Here is a 15,061-nt window from a genome sequence, read left to right as displayed (position 1 = left end):
GCGATGTCGACGTCCAATAAGAAAGGGAACCCGAGCCGCCGTCCTCGCGTCGGAGCGGCCGCGGGAACGAACGGATCGAGCGGGGACGACAAGCCGGTTACGTTGAAGGATCTGCTCGGAGCCGGCGTAATCGCCAAGCTGAAGGAGCAGGCGGTGGCGCTGAAGCAAGAGGAAGCGGACAAGGCGCAACGGAAGCGCCGCGAGCAGGAAGAAGCGCGCGAAGCCGAACGGAAACGCAACGAGAATGATTTCTCGTATTTGTTGAACCATAGCTCGCAAGATTGGAAGAAGTTCAAATAGAGTCGCGAAGGAGGAACGCGATGAGAGGCATGAAGCGCGCGACGATCGGCACGATGGCGATCATGCTCGCTTTCGGTACGGGCGCGGAGGCAACCGGCCCCGCGACGGAGAATTCCGAGGCGAATGGGAAGGCGGTTGCCTCCGCAGAGGCGGGCAGCGCGGCCAAGTCGGTCGTTCCAGAGAAGAAGAGGAAACTTCCCGAAGATTTTGTTTACGTCGACGAGGTCGTTCCGAGCGCGAAGATCAACATTCGATACGCCGGGGAATACAATTTCATCGGCGAGAAGATCGACGGCTACAAAGCTCCTTACGCCATTCTGACGGTCAAAGCGGCCAAAGCGTTAAAGCGGGCGTCGGACGAGCTGGGGAAACAAGGCTACGGCCTCCTCATTCTGGACGCCTACCGGCCGAAGAAGGCGGTCGGCCAATTCGTCCGTTGGTCGAGGGATCCGGAGGATACGAAGATGAAGGCGATCTTCTACCCGGACGTCGACAAGGCGAACGTCTTTAAGCTCGGGTTCGTCGCGTCGAAATCGGGCCATTCCCGGGGAAGCACCGTCGACTTGACGTTGTACGATTTGAAGACCGGCAACCCGGTCGATATGGGCAGCCCCTACGATTTTTTCGGCGCGATCTCCAGTCACGGGACGAAGCTGATTACGAAGCGGCAAACGGCCAACCGCAACGTCCTCAAGAACGCGTTAGCGAAGTACGGATTCACGCCATACTCGAAAGAATGGTGGCACTATACGCTGACGAAGGAACCTTTCCCGGACCGCTACTTCGATTTCGACGTCGAGTAGATGGCGCCCTTGGTTGATTTTACCTTGCAGCGGGAAAACTACGCATACCTATCGAATAAGAGAAAGGAATGATATCGTGTCCGCTTTCACGAATGTATTAAGAGCAGAACCGGAACACACGCAGGACGTTATGCGGTTGCTCGTGAACACGGCCGAATGGCTGCTTAGCAAAGGCTCGTCCCAGTGGAACTCGCTGCTTCGGGGAGAAGATTCGCACAATACGCCCGAAGCGATCAATCGCGGGGAAGTGTACCTGTTCAAGGAAGAAAGCAAGACGGCCGGCATGGTCATGCTGCTGGCCAATCCGAGTCCATGGGACCTCGAGCTTTGGGAAGACAGGGCGAACGACGGTGCCGCGGTCTACGTGCACCGGCTGGCGGTCAACCGCAAATTCTCGGGCAAAGGCGTAGGCAACCGGATGATGAAGTGGGTCGAGCAACAGACGCCGGAGCTCAGCAGAACCGTCATTCGTCTCGATTGTATCGCGAGCAACGAGGTGCTGAACCGCTTTTACTCGAAGCTCGGTTATGAACACGTGGGACAAGCATCCAACGAGAACGGGTTATTCAGCAAGTACGAGAAGACATTGCCTGCCATGCGAGACTAACCCGACAACGAGTAGACGATCACCCTAGAGGAGGAATCGGGCATGAACGATCCCGCGCTGATGATGCGCCGGTTAAGAGCCAGACGTAAAGCGGAAGGGGTATGCATCTATTGCGGCGGCTCGCTGCTCACGACGACGATGTGCGAGAGCTGCGCCGACAAGAAAAGAACCGTATCCGTCGAAGCCGTCATGAGGGAGAAACGCAGATATCCGCTGTACCGCAAGAAGAAAAAGTCGCCCGCCGAGTAAATCGCGGGCAGAAGGAACGCCATGCATACTTTACGTCTTTATCTTCGCTTCGTGAAGCCATACAGGTGGCTTGTCGCTTTAACGTTGCTGATCGGCATGCTCAAGTTCGCGATTCCGATGGTAACGCCGCTCTTTTTGCAATACGCGATCGACGATATTTTGCTAGCCGATCTGAGCCGGGACGATAAGCTGTCGCGGCTCGCATGGTTGGTCGGTATCTCGTTCGTCCTCTTCGTCGTCATCCGTTATCCGATCGAATATTTTCGCCAATACTTTGCCCAACTGACGACAAGCCGAATCTTGTTCGATCTACGCAACAAGCTGTATGCGCATTTGCAACGGCTTTCTTTGCGTTTCTACCAAGAACGCAAGTCCGGAGAGATTATCTCCCGGATGATCAACGACTCGGAACAAACGAAGTCGATCGTCGAGACCGGGATGATGAACGTCTGGCTCGACATGTTCACGCTCATGATCGCCCTCGGCATCATGCTTAGCATGAACGTCGTCCTTACGTTATTATCGATCGTCATTCTTCCTTTCTACGGCATCGCCGTCGTGAAACTATACCGAAGGCTCAGAAGCTACGCGCGCGCTCGTTCGGCAGCCTTAGCCGACATGCAGGGCTACTTGAACGAACACGTCGTCGGCATTCCCGTCGTCAAGAGCTTCACGCTGGAGAAATACGAGCAGAAGCAATTCGGGATCCGCAACGGCAAATTTCTAGAGAGGGCGCTCGCGCTCACGAGATGGAACGCGCTCACGAACGGCATCGTCAATACGTTGACGGAGGTCGCGCCGCTGATCGTCTTGCTGTGCGGGGGTTATTACGTCATCGAAGGCAACTTGACCGTCGGCGGATTCATCGCTTTCTATAGTTATCTGGACCGCATGTATACGCCGCTGCGCCGCCTCGTGAACGCCTCGACGGAGCTGACGCAAGCGTCGGCGTCGCTGGAGCGGGTCATGGAGTTGCTGGGCGAACCTCTGCAGGTGAAGGACGCGAAGGACGCGGGGACGCTCGAACTGAAGGCGGGACGCATCGAATACCGCGACGTCAGCTTCCGGTACAAAGACGAATCGGATGACGTGCTCCGCAACGTCGATCTGACGATCGAACCCGGACAAACGGTCGCATTCGTCGGCGCCAGCGGAGGCGGGAAATCGTCGCTCATCGGTTTGCTTCCGCGATTCTACGATATTCGGGAAGGCCGTATTCTGATCGACGGCCAAGACGTGTCGAGAGTGACCCAGATTAGCCTTCGGGCAAACATCGGCATGGTGCTTCAAGATAATATTTTGTTCAGCGGCAGCGTGAGGGAGAACGTCCTGCTCGGCGATCCGGACGCTTCGGAGGAACAAATGATCGAAGCGGCGAGAAGAGCGAACGCGCACGACTTCATCATGGGCCTGCCTGCCGGCTACGATACGGAAATCGGCGAGCGGGGCGTCAAGCTGTCCGGCGGTCAGAAGCAACGGATCGCCATCGCGAGAGTTTTCCTGAAGGATCCGCCGATTCTCGTCTTGGACGAAGCGACCTCGGCGCTCGACCTGGAATCGGAGCATTTGATTCAAGAATCGCTCAGCTCGCTGTCGGACAACCGGACGACGCTGGTCGTCGCCCATCGGTTGTCCACGATCACGCACGCCGATCAGATCATCGTCATCGAACGGGGAGAGATCGTGGAACGCGGCACCCACGAACAGCTCATGCAACGAGAAGGCGCGTACGCGAGATTGTATAACGTGCAGAACTTATAACCTTCGGAAATAGGATATTCGTCCGATGCCCGGGCATCGCGATTCGAAAAAAGGAGCCGTGCCACTTGAAGGAGCGCAAGCAGGCAATTCCGTTTCATCCTGTGATCGCGGAGTGGTTCGAAGCCGCTTTCGGCGAACCGACCGACGTTCAGCGGGAAGCTTGGCGCGCGATCGGCGCAAAGAATCATACGTTGATCGCGGCTCCGACGGGTTCGGGCAAGACGCTGGCAGCCCTCCTTCCGTGCCTGGACGGGTTAGCGCGGGGGGAGCGGCCGGAGAAGCCGGGCGTTAGCATCGTGTACGTGACGCCGCTAAAAGCGCTCAATAACGATATCCATCATCACGCGATCGCTTTCGTAGAGGAACTCGAGGCGCTGGCCGCGAGCAGAGACGTGCCTTGGGAAGGCATTCGCTGCGCCGTCCGGACCGGGGACACGACGCCGTCCGCGCGCGCGGCGATGATCCGCCGTCCGCCGGATTTGCTCGTGACGACGCCGGAATCTCTCTATCTGTTGCTTACTTCGGAGAAGGGCAGAGGCATGCTGACCTCGGTTCGGCACGTCGTCGTCGACGAGATTCACGATTTGGCCGCGGACAAGCGGGGCGCCCATCTGGCGCTGTCTCTCGAAAGGCTCGGCCGTCTGGTCGGGAAGCAACCGCAGAGAATCGGCGTCTCGGCGACGCAGAAGCCGCTAGAGAAAGTGGCCCGGTTTCTGGCTGGTTGGGAGCGCGGCACCGAGGAAGAGACGGAAGCGCGGCCCCGGGCGGTCGCGATTATCGAGAGCGCGATGAGCAAGCGCATCGACGTTCGCGTGACGATGCCGGACCAGAATCGTCCGGCGACGAATCGCGAAGCCGTCTGGCTGCCGCTGCTCGACCGGATCGTACATGAACTCGAAGGCTGCCGCGCGGCGCTGTTGTTCGTCAACAGCAGAAGGCTGTGCGAACGGTTATGTCTGCGGCTGAACGACCATGTCGGCTACGAGATGGCGCGCTCCCATCATGGAAGCTTGTCGAAGGAGCTGCGCTTGGACGTCGAGAAGCAGTTAAAGGAAGGCAAGCTGCGCTGCATCGTGGCGACGTCCTCGCTCGAGCTCGGCATCGACATCGGTCATATCGACCGGGTCATCCAGATCGATTCCCCGCAGGAAGCCGCGCGCGGCATCCAGCGGATCGGCCGGGCGGGCCATGCCGTCGGCGAAGCCAGCCAAGGGGTGATGATCGCCCGCAGCAAGGCGGCGCTGCCCGAGATGGCGGTGCTCGCCAGGCAAATCTCGCTTCGTCAGATCGAAGAGATCCGCATCCCGGACAGTCCGATGGACGTGCTCTCGCAACATATCGTTTCGATGGCCGCGGCCGAAGCATGGCCGGTCGAAGCGTTGCACCGCTTCGTTCAAGGCTGCGACAGTTATAACGGGTTTCCTTACGCGAGACTGGAACAAATGCTTCTCGTGCTGTCGGGCTTCTATCCGTTCGCGAAGCCGTTGATCGATTGGGACCGGAGAGCGAAAACGGTGAAGGGCAGAAGCAATACGGCGATGGCCGCGATCACCGGCGTGGGGACCATTCCCCAGACGGGCAATTATCCGGTTCATCATCTCGAGAGCCGCGCCCATCTCGGAGAATTGGACGAGGAATACATCCAGGAAAGCCGCGTTGGCGACGTGTTCCAGCTCGGCACGAGTTCATGGATGATCAGGGAAATCCGCAATGACAGGGTGTACGTGAGCGAAGCGGGCAACCGCTTCAGCGAAATTCCGTTCTGGCGCAACGAGGCGGGCAGCCGATCTTTCGAGGTCGGCACGGCGACGGGTGCGTTTCTGCGCGAATTGTCCGAGAAGCTGGCTTTAGACGAAGAAGGCGGAATATCGGCGAATGTCGATGACGACGAGGACGCGAAGGTAACCGTGCGCGAGAAGGAATTGGACGAACATGCGACGGAGTGGCTCGCCTCGCAATACGCGCTCGACGAGACATCTTCGGCGGAGTTGATCGGTTTCGTCCGCGCGCAGCATCGTGCTTGCGCCGTCCCGACGGACCGGACGATCGTCGTGGAGCAATACCGGGACGTCATGAATCAGACGCGCATCATCATCCATAGCGTGTTCGGGCGAACGGTCAACCGGGCGTGGCTGCTGGCGATCGAACGGCATTTCGAGCAGTTAAGACCCTATCGGCCGTACGGCAACGCCAAGGACGGCGGCATCGAATTCGTCATGCCGGAATGGGATTCGTCGTGGATGAACGTCGTCTCCCAAGTGACGCCGGAGAGCGTCGAGCTTCTGCTGACGGAGGCGATCTCCGGCTCGCCGCTGCTCGGCATCGCCTTCCGGCGCATCGCGGAGAATTCCCTTCTTCTGTCGAGAAGCTTCACGCGCACGCCGCTCTGGCAGAAGAGGCTGCGCAGCGAAGAGCTGCTGCGCGGGGCGTTGCCCTACGCGGACGATTTCCCCTATCTTCACGAGGCCATGAGGGAATGTTTGCGGGACGAGCTCCGCGTCGACGATCTGAAGCTGTTGCTCGGGCGAATCGGTTCGGGCGAGCTGAGGCTGGTATTCAAGGAAACGCCGTATCCTTCTCCGCTCGCGGCGCAATTCATCGCGGATTACGCGAACATGAAAGTGTACGAAGGAGACGGTCTGGACGAGACGACGAAGCTTCATCTGCTGAGCGTCAGCAAGGAAATGGCTTCCCGATTGTTCGACACGGACGCATACGCGGCGCCGTCCGGCCAAGAAGCGCTCGCCCATGAACGCGCTCGGCTAAGCGAACCGGACCGAAAGCCGGCCAACGCCGAGGAACTTGCCGCGCTACTCAAGGCGCGCGGAGACATGACGTCGGCCGAGATCGCGAAGCTGGCCGGAGAGGGCGCGCTCGGTTGGCTTCGCGAGCTCCAAGAGAAAGGGCGGGCGGCGACGGTCGATCCGGCCGGAGACGGCGAGTACCGTTGGATCGCCGCGGACGAGACGGACGTGTACTCGGCTTTCCCTGACGACAAGAAGTCGTCGGCGTTCGTCGTCGGGCGGTACGCGGATCGCGTACTGTCCTTCACCGAAGCGGAGCTATGCGATCGATACCCGGCGATGACGTTAGCGCAGGCGAGGAACACGGTCGACGATCTCGTCGGCCAAGGCATCATCGAGCGGGCTCCGCACGCCGCGGACGAGAACGAGAGAATGTGGTCGAGCGCCAAGGTGGCTTCGCGTATCGTGCGATCGACGATTCGGATCGCGAGAAGCAAAGCGGAGCCGATCGATCCGGCCGCGTGGTGCAGCCGGATCGCCTTCATGCAGCATGCTCTGAGCGGCGCGCAGCAGCAGGGGGGCGAAGGGCTGCTGTCCGTCATCGAACGGCTGCAAGGAATTTACTTGCCGTTGTCCCATTGGGAAACGGTCATCTTTCCATCTCGGGTGACGGCCTATAAGAAGGATCAACTCGATCTGTTATGCGCCTCGGGCGAGATCGTATGGCTCGGACGCAAGGAGGAAGACGGAGCGGAAGGCAAAGTCGCCTTTTTCCTCGCCGGTTCCCGAGCCCTCTACCTGCCTCTCGTCTCGATAGACGATGCGGTCCGTCCGACGCAACATCCGGAATTGTTGGAGCTGCTGCGCCAAGGCGGCGCGAGCTTCCTGACCCGGCTATGCCGGGAAACGGAACGCCAGCCGTCGGAGCTGGTCGCGGAGTTGATCGAGCTCGTCTGGGAAGGCCGCGTCTCGAACGATCAGTTCGCGCCGCTCAGGCTTCACGACAGCACGAAGCACGGCCAATGGGCGAGAACGGGCTCGGGCCTCGGACGGTGGTACGCGACGAGCTTGCTAGGCGACGGAGACAAGTCCGTCGATGCCGATACCTTCGCCCTTATCGAACCGACCTCGGATTGGACGGCGGGCGATCGGCGCGATTCGGAACGGTCGCCGGTGCTCGGATGGGCGCGCCATCTGTTGCAGTCGTTCGGCATCGTCAACAAGGAGTTGGTCTCCAAGCTTGCGCCTTATCCGTGGGAAACGTTCTATCCCGTGCTGAAGAAGCTGGAGGAATGGGGCGCTTTAACGAGAGGAGCCTACATACAAGGGATGTCTGCCGTCCAGTTCACGACGCGAGAACTCGCGGAGGCGGTGCGGCAGCCGCTGCCGGCTTTGTCGTCTTCCGGGTTAACGGTTTTATGTTCCGTTGACCCGGCCAATCCGTACGGCTTGCTCGTCGACTGGCCGCAACCGGACAATGGCGCCGCGTCGTCCTTCTCCCGCAAACCGGGCAATTTCCTCGTCCTTAGGGATGGCTGCTGGCTGTTCTGGATCGAAGGCAATGGAAAGAAGATTCATAGTCTCGCCGGGGAGATGCCGTTATCGGAGCAGGCGGAAGTCGTTCAATCGACGCTGCAGACGATTTTGCGCAGGCGCAATCTCGTCAAGGTGAAAGTCGACGCGTGGAACGGCGTCCCGATCTCCGAGACGGAAGCGGGCGATCGGCTGAAGAAGCTCGGCGGCGAGCGGGACAGGCAATCTCTCGTCTTCTGGTTGAGATAATCCGCCTCTCGTGTACAATGGAAGATGAAATCATCCAATAGAGGGAGCTGTCGCGATGTTGAACGAGAACGTCTTGTGGGAAGGCAAGCCTTTCAACTACGGGATTCCGAGCTTTACCCGCTATCAGATCACGGAGCGCAGAGTCATCGTGGAACGCGGCATACTCACGAAGAAACGCGAGGAGATCCAGTTGTACCGCGTACGCGACATCTCCGTGAAGCGCAACCTGCTGGAGCGGATCTTGAAGTTCGGCGACATCACGATCCACTCGACGGATGCGACGAATCCGACCTATACGTTGCGGAATATTCGAGGCAGCGTGGAAGTGTCGGATTTGCTCAGCCAAGCCTCGGAAACCGCGAGAATCAAGAACAAGGCGCAGGAGCTGACGGAAGTGCAAGCGTAAGCGGGCGCCGCCACGAGAAGAAGACAGGCCGCTCCGGTCGGAGTAACGGGTTCCGTTTTCGGGTGCAAAGCATGTGACAAGAAAAATGACGCTCAAACTGACAACATCAGTGATCGTCATTTTTCTTATCTTTGTTCTGCGCAATTGTTGTTTAAGATTGCTTTCTCATGCGATGTCGAGGTTTGGGGTCATGTTTTGTACGTTTTTTCGTACAATGCCCCTGACTCAATACGACTTCCTGCCCATTTAGTGTGGTTTTTCGTACAAAACCTCCGTTTAAAGATAACTGCCAGCTTGTATTGTACGATTTTTCACACAAATCACCTGCCTGAAGACTATTGCCTGCCTGCTTTGTACGATTTTTCGAACAATCTCCTGTCTCAAGAGCTTTGTAAGTCATTCTTCATGACATGTAAAATGACGTGATAAAATTTTGATGCAATAATTTTATTGCAACGAAATAATGCATGTCATTTCAGGTGTCAATTTCATTGTCATTTGAAGTGTCAATTGCCCCTTTTGCACCTCGAAACGGAACCCGCTCCCGGTCGGAGGGCCTGTCTTCTTTCGCGCTTACGGTCTTAGCTTAAACGTCGTTTTGACGATCGGGTACAGCCACTTGACGCCGCTCGGCGTCAGCGTATCGGCGATCAGATGCGAAGCGTATCCGGCCAAGGCGACCGCCATGATTCCTTCGAGATCCAACCGGGATTCGAGGCCGGATCCGATCGCGCCCCAGGCGGCGAGCACCCAAACGGTGTGCGTCATCCCGCGATGGGCGAGCCAGGGAGCGATGGCGACGTAGACGCCCAAGCCGACCAACCAGCTTTCCCGTTCGCTTGCGCCGGCATAGAGAAGACCGCATCCGATCAAGCTAACGACAGCATTGCGGATCGCGCCCTCCTTCGCGACGAGGCCGAGAAGAAAGACGGCGACGGAGACCGTCGCGAGCTCCGGGTAGGCTTTGTCCCGGACAACGTAGAGATACCCGCAAGAGAGCGCCGCCAGCAATCCGCCCCATATGGCGGACTCGCGCAGAAGCTTGGATAACTGATTGATCCGCAGCTTCCCGTTGATCAGATTCGGACCGTCCAAGTCCGGACTCAGCGCGGACAAGCACGCGACCGACAAGTAAGTCAGAGTGCCGTTCATCGAGAACGGATAGTACAAGGAGGCGGCAACTCCGATGGCGCCTCCGATGGCGAGATGGGTCGAGCCTTTCATGCGCGATGTCCTCCGATTTCTGGATGTTCGATCAAGTCGATGAAGCTTATGCGACTCGGCGGCATAAGATGCAAACGTATGTTTGCTTATTCATTATATAGCCAACACGCCCGGGCCGATATGCGTCCGGACGACTAAATTCGCGAGAGGAAGTACGAGGATGAACGTAAAAGGACTGCACCATTTGTCCGCGATGACGGGCGACGTCAAGTCGAACTATAACTTCTACACGGACACGCTAGGGATGAGGCTAGTTAAGAAAACGGTCAATCAAGACGATACGACCGCTTATCATTTGTTCTACGGAGACGAGAAGGGCAATCCGGGCACCGAGCTCACTTTTTTCGATTTTCCGGGTATCGCGCCGGGCAAGCACGGCGTCAGCAGCATCTCGCGGACGTCTCTCCGCGTGCCTAGCGACGTCTCGCTCGATTATTGGGAGAAGAGATTCGATGATCGGGGCGTGAAGCACGATCCGGTAGCGGAGCATGCGGGGCGCCGGTCGCTGTTCTTCGAGGACCCGGAAGGCCAACGTCTTGCGCTCGTTTCGGACGAACGCAACTTCGGCGTAGCGGCGGGAACGCCTTGGGCGCAAGGCGCCGTCCCTTCCGAGCATGCGATTACCGGACTCGGTCCGGTGACGCTGACCGTCCGTAAGCCCGAATCGACGTTGGCCGTGCTCGGTCTGCTCGGATTCAAGGAAAAGTCGCGCGTTCCCGCATTCGTCGCCGATCAACCCGACATCATCGTCATGCAAGCCGGCGAAGGCGGCTCGGGCGCGGAAGTGCAGGTTGAGACGAGAACCGATCTGTCCGTCGCCTCCCCGGGCAAGGGCGGCGTCCATCACGTTGCGTTTCGGGTCGCGGACCAGGAAGAGATGCAAGCATGGATCAACATCGTGATTCAGTTTCGCATTCCGAACTCGGGATACGTCGAACGCTATTATTTCGGTTCTCTTTATTTCCGCGAGCCGAACGGCATCCTGTTCGAATTGGCGACGGACGGTCCCGGCTTCGCGACGGACGAGCCGTTCGAGACGCTCGGCGAATCGCTCGCGTTGCCGCCTTTCCTAGAGCCGAAGCGCAAACAGATCGAATCGAAGCTGAAACCGCTCGACACTCGCAGGAGTTAACCGTTAGCCGTATCGACCGGACAATGGCGAAGGCGAAGGCGATAGGAACGCAAAGAAGGCATGGCCGCCGGCCATGCCTTCTTTGCGTTTGCTTGAGATCTTTGACGACATCGATAACGTAGCGGGGTCAACGAGCACATTTGCACGCCGTTCACGACGATGACGAATCAGCCCGCCAACAAGCTCGTCAGATCATCATCGGGGCAAAATGAGAAAATATTAATGATCTCTCTGCCAGATCGACAAAAACACAACATTTCTTCAACGAAAGAATGACAAGCTTTTCACCCGCATATATGTACAATCATACCAACATTACTGCGAGTCACTTCACCATTACCGGAAAGAGGTGTAGTCATGTGTAGGAATTCGTTTCGCGCGTCGCTCGTTTACGGGCTCGGCCTTGCCTTGATCGTTACCTTGGGCGTCAGAGCCCACCCCGCGGAAAGCGCGGTTTCCGCGTTCGCGGCTCCCCAATATACCCAACCCCTTAAGTCCATCGTCGCCATAAGCCCGTCTGAAGCCGCTTTGGCCCTCGCCGTCCCCGTCCCCGTATCCGTATCAGCTCCTCCGGCACCGGTCGCCCCCGTATCCGAACCGTCGCCGGCCGTCGCATTGTCCGCGGACGTTCCCAAGAACGCCCATGACGAGGTGCAAATCTCGTCCGTCGCCGTATCTTCGGCTCCTCCTCCGAATACATACGTCGTTACCGCCTATTACTTGAACGTCAGGGCGAGCGCGAGCCCGTCGTCCGAGGTGCTGAAGGTCGTCAAGAAAGGAACGTTGCTCGAGATCGACGCCGAGACGTCGCACGGATGGCTTGCGTTAAAGGGGGAAGGGTTCGTGCACGGCGGATATGCCGAGCCGGTTCCATACTCGCCCGCGCGAGAGAAGCCGGAGCAACCGCCGCAAGAAGGCGCGGTCGCGGAAGCGGCGAGAAAGGCGATGCCGGGAGCGAATCCGAACGACGCGGGAACTCCAGTACATAACGAAGCATTACGGCAGTTTTCCGAACAAATACTTGCGAATAAGCGCGATTCCGGGTCCGCGAAGGACGAAGGCGACGTCCCGTCGCAACCGACGTCTAAAGTCGAGACCGATTCCGGCTTGAGCGTTGCGGACATCGCGGAAATCTTCGAAGGGACAGCGCTGGCCGGCCACGGGCTCGAGCAGACGGTGCTGGAAGTCGAAGAGGAATACGGAATCAACGCGCTGTTCACGATCGCCGTCATGAAGCTGGAGAGCGGCAACGGCAGCAGTAAAATCGCCAAGAAGAAAAATAACTTGTTCGGGTTGAACGCCATTTCGGGGGACGCTCACAACAGGGCTTTCTCTTTCGAGACGAAAGGGGACAGCGTCAGGAAATTCGGGCAACTGCTCTCCGCTAACTACGTGGAAAAAGGTTATACGACGATCGAAAAAGTCGCCAGAAAATATTGTCCCGCGAACGCGAAGTGGTCCGGCCTCGTCAAATCGATCATGAAAAAAGATTTCCAGAAAATAAACGCCGCCTAGCGAAAAACGAACGATCGGAGAAAAAAGGATATTGTCGAATCGTGTCTAATTGAATAGAAGTAGTGACATCCCAGTCCAGTCCGGAGGCCATCCCTTGACGATCAAAGCCAAGCTTTCCCTTCTCATTTCCATTATCGTGACTTTCATTCTGGGGTTGAATATATCGATCTATTATTATTCCTCCCAGTCCGGTTTGCGCGACAACGCGGAGCAACAAATGCTGACGATCGCCAAGCAGATCGGATCGAGTCTCGACGCGGCGGAGAAGTCGAAGCGTTATATGGAAGAATCGCTCGGCGAGAAGCTTCGGGCGGTCGCGTTGACCGCGCAGGCGGAGCTCGATCCGCGCGCCGATCGCGTCTCCAACGAGCAATTGGCCGCGCTAAGCCGCAAGCTCGGCGTCGATCATATTTCCTTATGGAAGCGGACCCCCGACGATATCGTCGTGGTCAAATCGTCCGATCCGAACGAGCTGAACCTGGGATCGAAGACATGGGATTATTGGTATACCGCCTTCAACCAATTGTTCGACTTGAAGGATGTCGCGGTGCCCAAAGGGCTAACGCTTCCCCACTATTGGTCGGGACCTTACCAATACGCCACTTCCGATCCGACCCGCATCAACAAATGGGGCAACTATTACGACGGCACTACCGACTATATGATCAATCCTTACGTGAACGCGCAGGTGTTTCTCGATTACGAGAACAACGTCGGCACGGAGGCGCTCATTCGCCGGCTGCTGCAGGATAACGACGACATTATCGAGATCGCCGGGTTCGATCCGGAGTTCTTCGGCAAGCCGGAAATCGTGAAAATCAAAAAAGGCGTCGCCGTCCATAACTTGGACGTACGCGCCGTACCGTTCGGTCAATACTTGCTGAACGACGGGGCAGCGGATGTCGAGCTTGTCAAACGGGCGGCCTCTTCGGGCGAGATGACGATCACGAAAGCGAATATCGGCGACAAGAACGTCATGAGAAGTTTCGTGCCGATCGGCGGCGAGAAGCCGCTCGTCGTCGGCATCAGCTTCGATTACGGGACGATTCAAGCATCGTTGAACGAACAATTATGGCTGTATGCTACCATCTCGCTGGGCCTTGTCGTCGTCTCGTGGTTCGCGAGCTACGTCTTGTCCGGATTCTTGATCCGTCCGCTTCGTTCGATTCTGAACAACGTCAACGAAATGGCGGGCGGCAAGTTCGGCAGCCCGATCGAGATCCGCAGACGGGATGAACTGGGCCTGTTGTCCGCGAGCGTGAACGCGATGGCGGACAATCTGCAGTCGTACATGGGCCGATTGCGGGATTCGGCGGAGGAACTGAGGAGCACGAAGGAATACTTGGAATCGTTCGTCACGAACACGTCGGACGCGATCGTCGTGACCGATCTGGACGGTCGCGTCATTCAAGCGAACGATGCCTTCGAATCGATGTTCGGCTGGAGCCTGCAGGAGGCGATGAATCGCGAGCTTCGGCACGTGCCGGAGGGTTATTCCGCGGAATATGCCGACATCCGGGAGAGAATCATGCGCGGCGAGTCCGTCGCCGACTTCGAGACGGTGCGGGAGCGGACGGACGGCCGGACGATCGACGTCAGCATTACCGTTTCGCCGATTCGGAGCGAGTCGGGGGAAGTGGTGGCCATCGCCGAAATCTGCCGGAACATCACGGCGAGGAAGCAAACCGAGGAAGTCATCCTGCGAACGGAGAAGCTGTCGGTCATCGGTCAGCTCGCGGCGGGCGTAGCGCACGAGATCCGCAATCCGCTGACGACGCTGAGAGGATTCGTGCAGCTGAACAAGCAGCAAGGAAGCTTGTCCGACGGGTATTTGGACATTATGCTATCCGAGCTGGACCGGATCAACTTCATCGTCAGCGAGTTTCTCGTTCTTGCAAAGCCGCAGGTTAACAAGTACGAGGATATTGACGTGCGGCATCTGCTGAACGATATGATCTCATTGCTCGATTCGCAAGCGAGCTTAACGAACGTCGTCTTCGAGACGTCGTTCGGTTACGACGTGCCGACGATCGTCGGCGACTCGAACCAGCTGAAGCAAGTATTTCTAAACATCATAAAGAACAGCATCGAAGCGATGGATCAAGGGGGCGCGATCGTCATCGAATTGGAAGGCGAACCTTCGCGCGATTCCGTCGTCTTACGATTTATCGACGAAGGGATAGGCATTTCCGACGAAGATCTCGCGCGACTCGGCGAGCCGTTCTTCACTCGCAAAGCTTCAGGCAACGGTCTCGGCCTCATGGTCAGCCAGCGGATCATCGCGAACCATAAGGGCACGATGAGCGTCAGCAGCAAGCTCGGGGAAGGCACGTGCGTGGAAATCCGGTTCCCCGTCGCCGGCGCGAAAACGACGGCGAATTGATCTTCGATCACGAGTATGACGACAGTAAAATCCCGCTTATGCGGGATTTTTTTTAGACGATTGCGCGCCTAGCCAAGTTAGGCACAACTAGCCGGTGAAAGTCCGGTCGAGGTAAGAGCCAAGTCGCCTCGTAGCTGACGGGCAGCTGGTGGAGA

The 15,061-nt window shown here is 57.8% G+C and carries 11 protein-coding genes; 10 read left to right on the top strand and 1 reads right to left on the bottom strand.

The window, feature by feature from the left end; all coding sequences use genetic code 11:
- Positions 1–3: 3 nt before the first annotated feature.
- The 7 genes from ACFPPD_RS26550 to ACFPPD_RS26520 all read left to right on the top strand — a co-directional run bounded on the left by ACFPPD_RS26550 (position 4) and on the right by ACFPPD_RS26520 (position 8,652).
- Positions 4–300 (top strand): YqkE family protein, encoded by a 297-nt coding sequence (locus ACFPPD_RS26550; protein ID WP_209749827.1) that lies wholly within the window; start codon positions 4–6, stop codon positions 298–300.
- Positions 301–320: 20 nt separating this feature from the next.
- The gene (locus ACFPPD_RS26545; protein ID WP_209749828.1) at positions 321–1,103 is read left to right on the top strand and encodes a M15 family metallopeptidase; all 783 of its coding nucleotides are present in this window, start codon (positions 321–323) and stop codon (positions 1,101–1,103) included.
- Between the two features lie 76 nt (positions 1,104–1,179).
- Positions 1,180–1,710: a GNAT family N-acetyltransferase gene (locus ACFPPD_RS26540; protein ID WP_378083982.1), complete on the top strand. Its 531-nt coding sequence runs from the start codon at positions 1,180–1,182 to the stop codon at positions 1,708–1,710.
- Positions 1,711–1,752: 42 nt separating this feature from the next.
- A complete protein-coding gene (locus ACFPPD_RS26535) occupies positions 1,753–1,959 on the top strand; it encodes a hypothetical protein (protein WP_209749829.1) in 207 nt (68 codons plus the stop codon).
- Between the two features lie 21 nt (positions 1,960–1,980).
- Positions 1,981–3,720 carry an ABC transporter ATP-binding protein gene (locus tag ACFPPD_RS26530; RefSeq protein WP_209749830.1) on the top strand — a complete coding sequence of 580 codons (1,740 nt, stop codon included), beginning with the start codon at positions 1,981–1,983 and terminating at the stop codon, positions 3,718–3,720.
- Between the two features lie 65 nt (positions 3,721–3,785).
- Complete coding sequence (locus tag ACFPPD_RS26525) at positions 3,786–8,246, top strand: DEAD/DEAH box helicase (protein WP_209749831.1); 4,461 nt, start codon at positions 3,786–3,788, stop codon at positions 8,244–8,246.
- A gap of 55 nt (positions 8,247–8,301) precedes the next feature.
- Entirely contained in the window at positions 8,302–8,652 is a 351-nt protein-coding gene (locus ACFPPD_RS26520; protein WP_209749832.1) for a PH domain-containing protein, read from the top strand.
- Positions 8,653–9,225: 573 nt separating this feature from the next.
- Here ACFPPD_RS26520 and ACFPPD_RS26515 read toward each other — a convergent pair.
- The gene (locus ACFPPD_RS26515; protein WP_209749833.1) at positions 9,226–9,876 is read right to left on the bottom strand and encodes a metal-dependent hydrolase; all 651 of its coding nucleotides are present in this window, start codon (positions 9,874–9,876) and stop codon (positions 9,226–9,228) included.
- A gap of 160 nt (positions 9,877–10,036) precedes the next feature.
- Here ACFPPD_RS26515 and ACFPPD_RS26510 point away from each other — a divergent pair, with 160 nt between their 5' ends.
- The 3 genes from ACFPPD_RS26510 to ACFPPD_RS26500 all read left to right on the top strand — a co-directional run bounded on the left by ACFPPD_RS26510 (position 10,037) and on the right by ACFPPD_RS26500 (position 14,906).
- On the top strand, positions 10,037–11,008 hold the full coding sequence (locus ACFPPD_RS26510) for a ring-cleaving dioxygenase (RefSeq protein ID WP_209749834.1): 972 nt from the start codon (positions 10,037–10,039) through the stop codon (positions 11,006–11,008).
- A 357-nt stretch (positions 11,009–11,365) separates the two neighbouring features.
- Positions 11,366–12,523 carry a glucosaminidase domain-containing protein gene (locus ACFPPD_RS26505; protein WP_209749835.1) on the top strand — a complete coding sequence of 386 codons (1,158 nt, stop codon included), beginning with the start codon at positions 11,366–11,368 and terminating at the stop codon, positions 12,521–12,523.
- A 94-nt stretch (positions 12,524–12,617) separates the two neighbouring features.
- Positions 12,618–14,906: an ATP-binding protein gene (locus tag ACFPPD_RS26500; RefSeq protein ID WP_378083975.1), complete on the top strand. Its 2,289-nt coding sequence runs from the start codon at positions 12,618–12,620 to the stop codon at positions 14,904–14,906.
- Positions 14,907–15,061 lie beyond the last annotated feature (155 nt).

The sequence above is a fragment of the Cohnella suwonensis genome (assembly GCF_042655365.1).
GTDB lineage: Bacteria > Bacillota > Bacilli > Paenibacillales > Paenibacillaceae > Cohnella > Cohnella suwonensis.
The sequence above is the reverse complement of the archived record's forward strand: the minus strand, read 5'-3'. Positions and strand labels throughout refer to the sequence as shown.

Bases quoted from the DNA above. Each gene is read 5' to 3' on its own strand.
- ACFPPD_RS26515 (WP_209749833.1), bottom strand. From the start codon at position 9,876: ATGAAAGGCTCGACCCATCTCGCCATCGGAGGCGCCATCGGAGTTGCC.
- ACFPPD_RS26545 (WP_209749828.1), top strand. From the start codon at position 321: ATGAGAGGCATGAAGCGCGCGACGATCGGCACGATGGCGATCATGCTC.
- ACFPPD_RS26520 (WP_209749832.1), top strand. From the start codon at position 8,302: ATGTTGAACGAGAACGTCTTGTGGGAAGGCAAGCCTTTCAACTACGGG.
- ACFPPD_RS26510 (WP_209749834.1), top strand. From the start codon at position 10,037: ATGAACGTAAAAGGACTGCACCATTTGTCCGCGATGACGGGCGACGTC.
- ACFPPD_RS26530 (WP_209749830.1), top strand. From the start codon at position 1,981: ATGCATACTTTACGTCTTTATCTTCGCTTCGTGAAGCCATACAGGTGG.
- ACFPPD_RS26505 (WP_209749835.1), top strand. From the start codon at position 11,366: ATGTGTAGGAATTCGTTTCGCGCGTCGCTCGTTTACGGGCTCGGCCTT.
- ACFPPD_RS26535 (WP_209749829.1), top strand. From the start codon at position 1,753: ATGAACGATCCCGCGCTGATGATGCGCCGGTTAAGAGCCAGACGTAAA.
- ACFPPD_RS26550 (WP_209749827.1), top strand. From the start codon at position 4: ATGTCGACGTCCAATAAGAAAGGGAACCCGAGCCGCCGTCCTCGCGTC.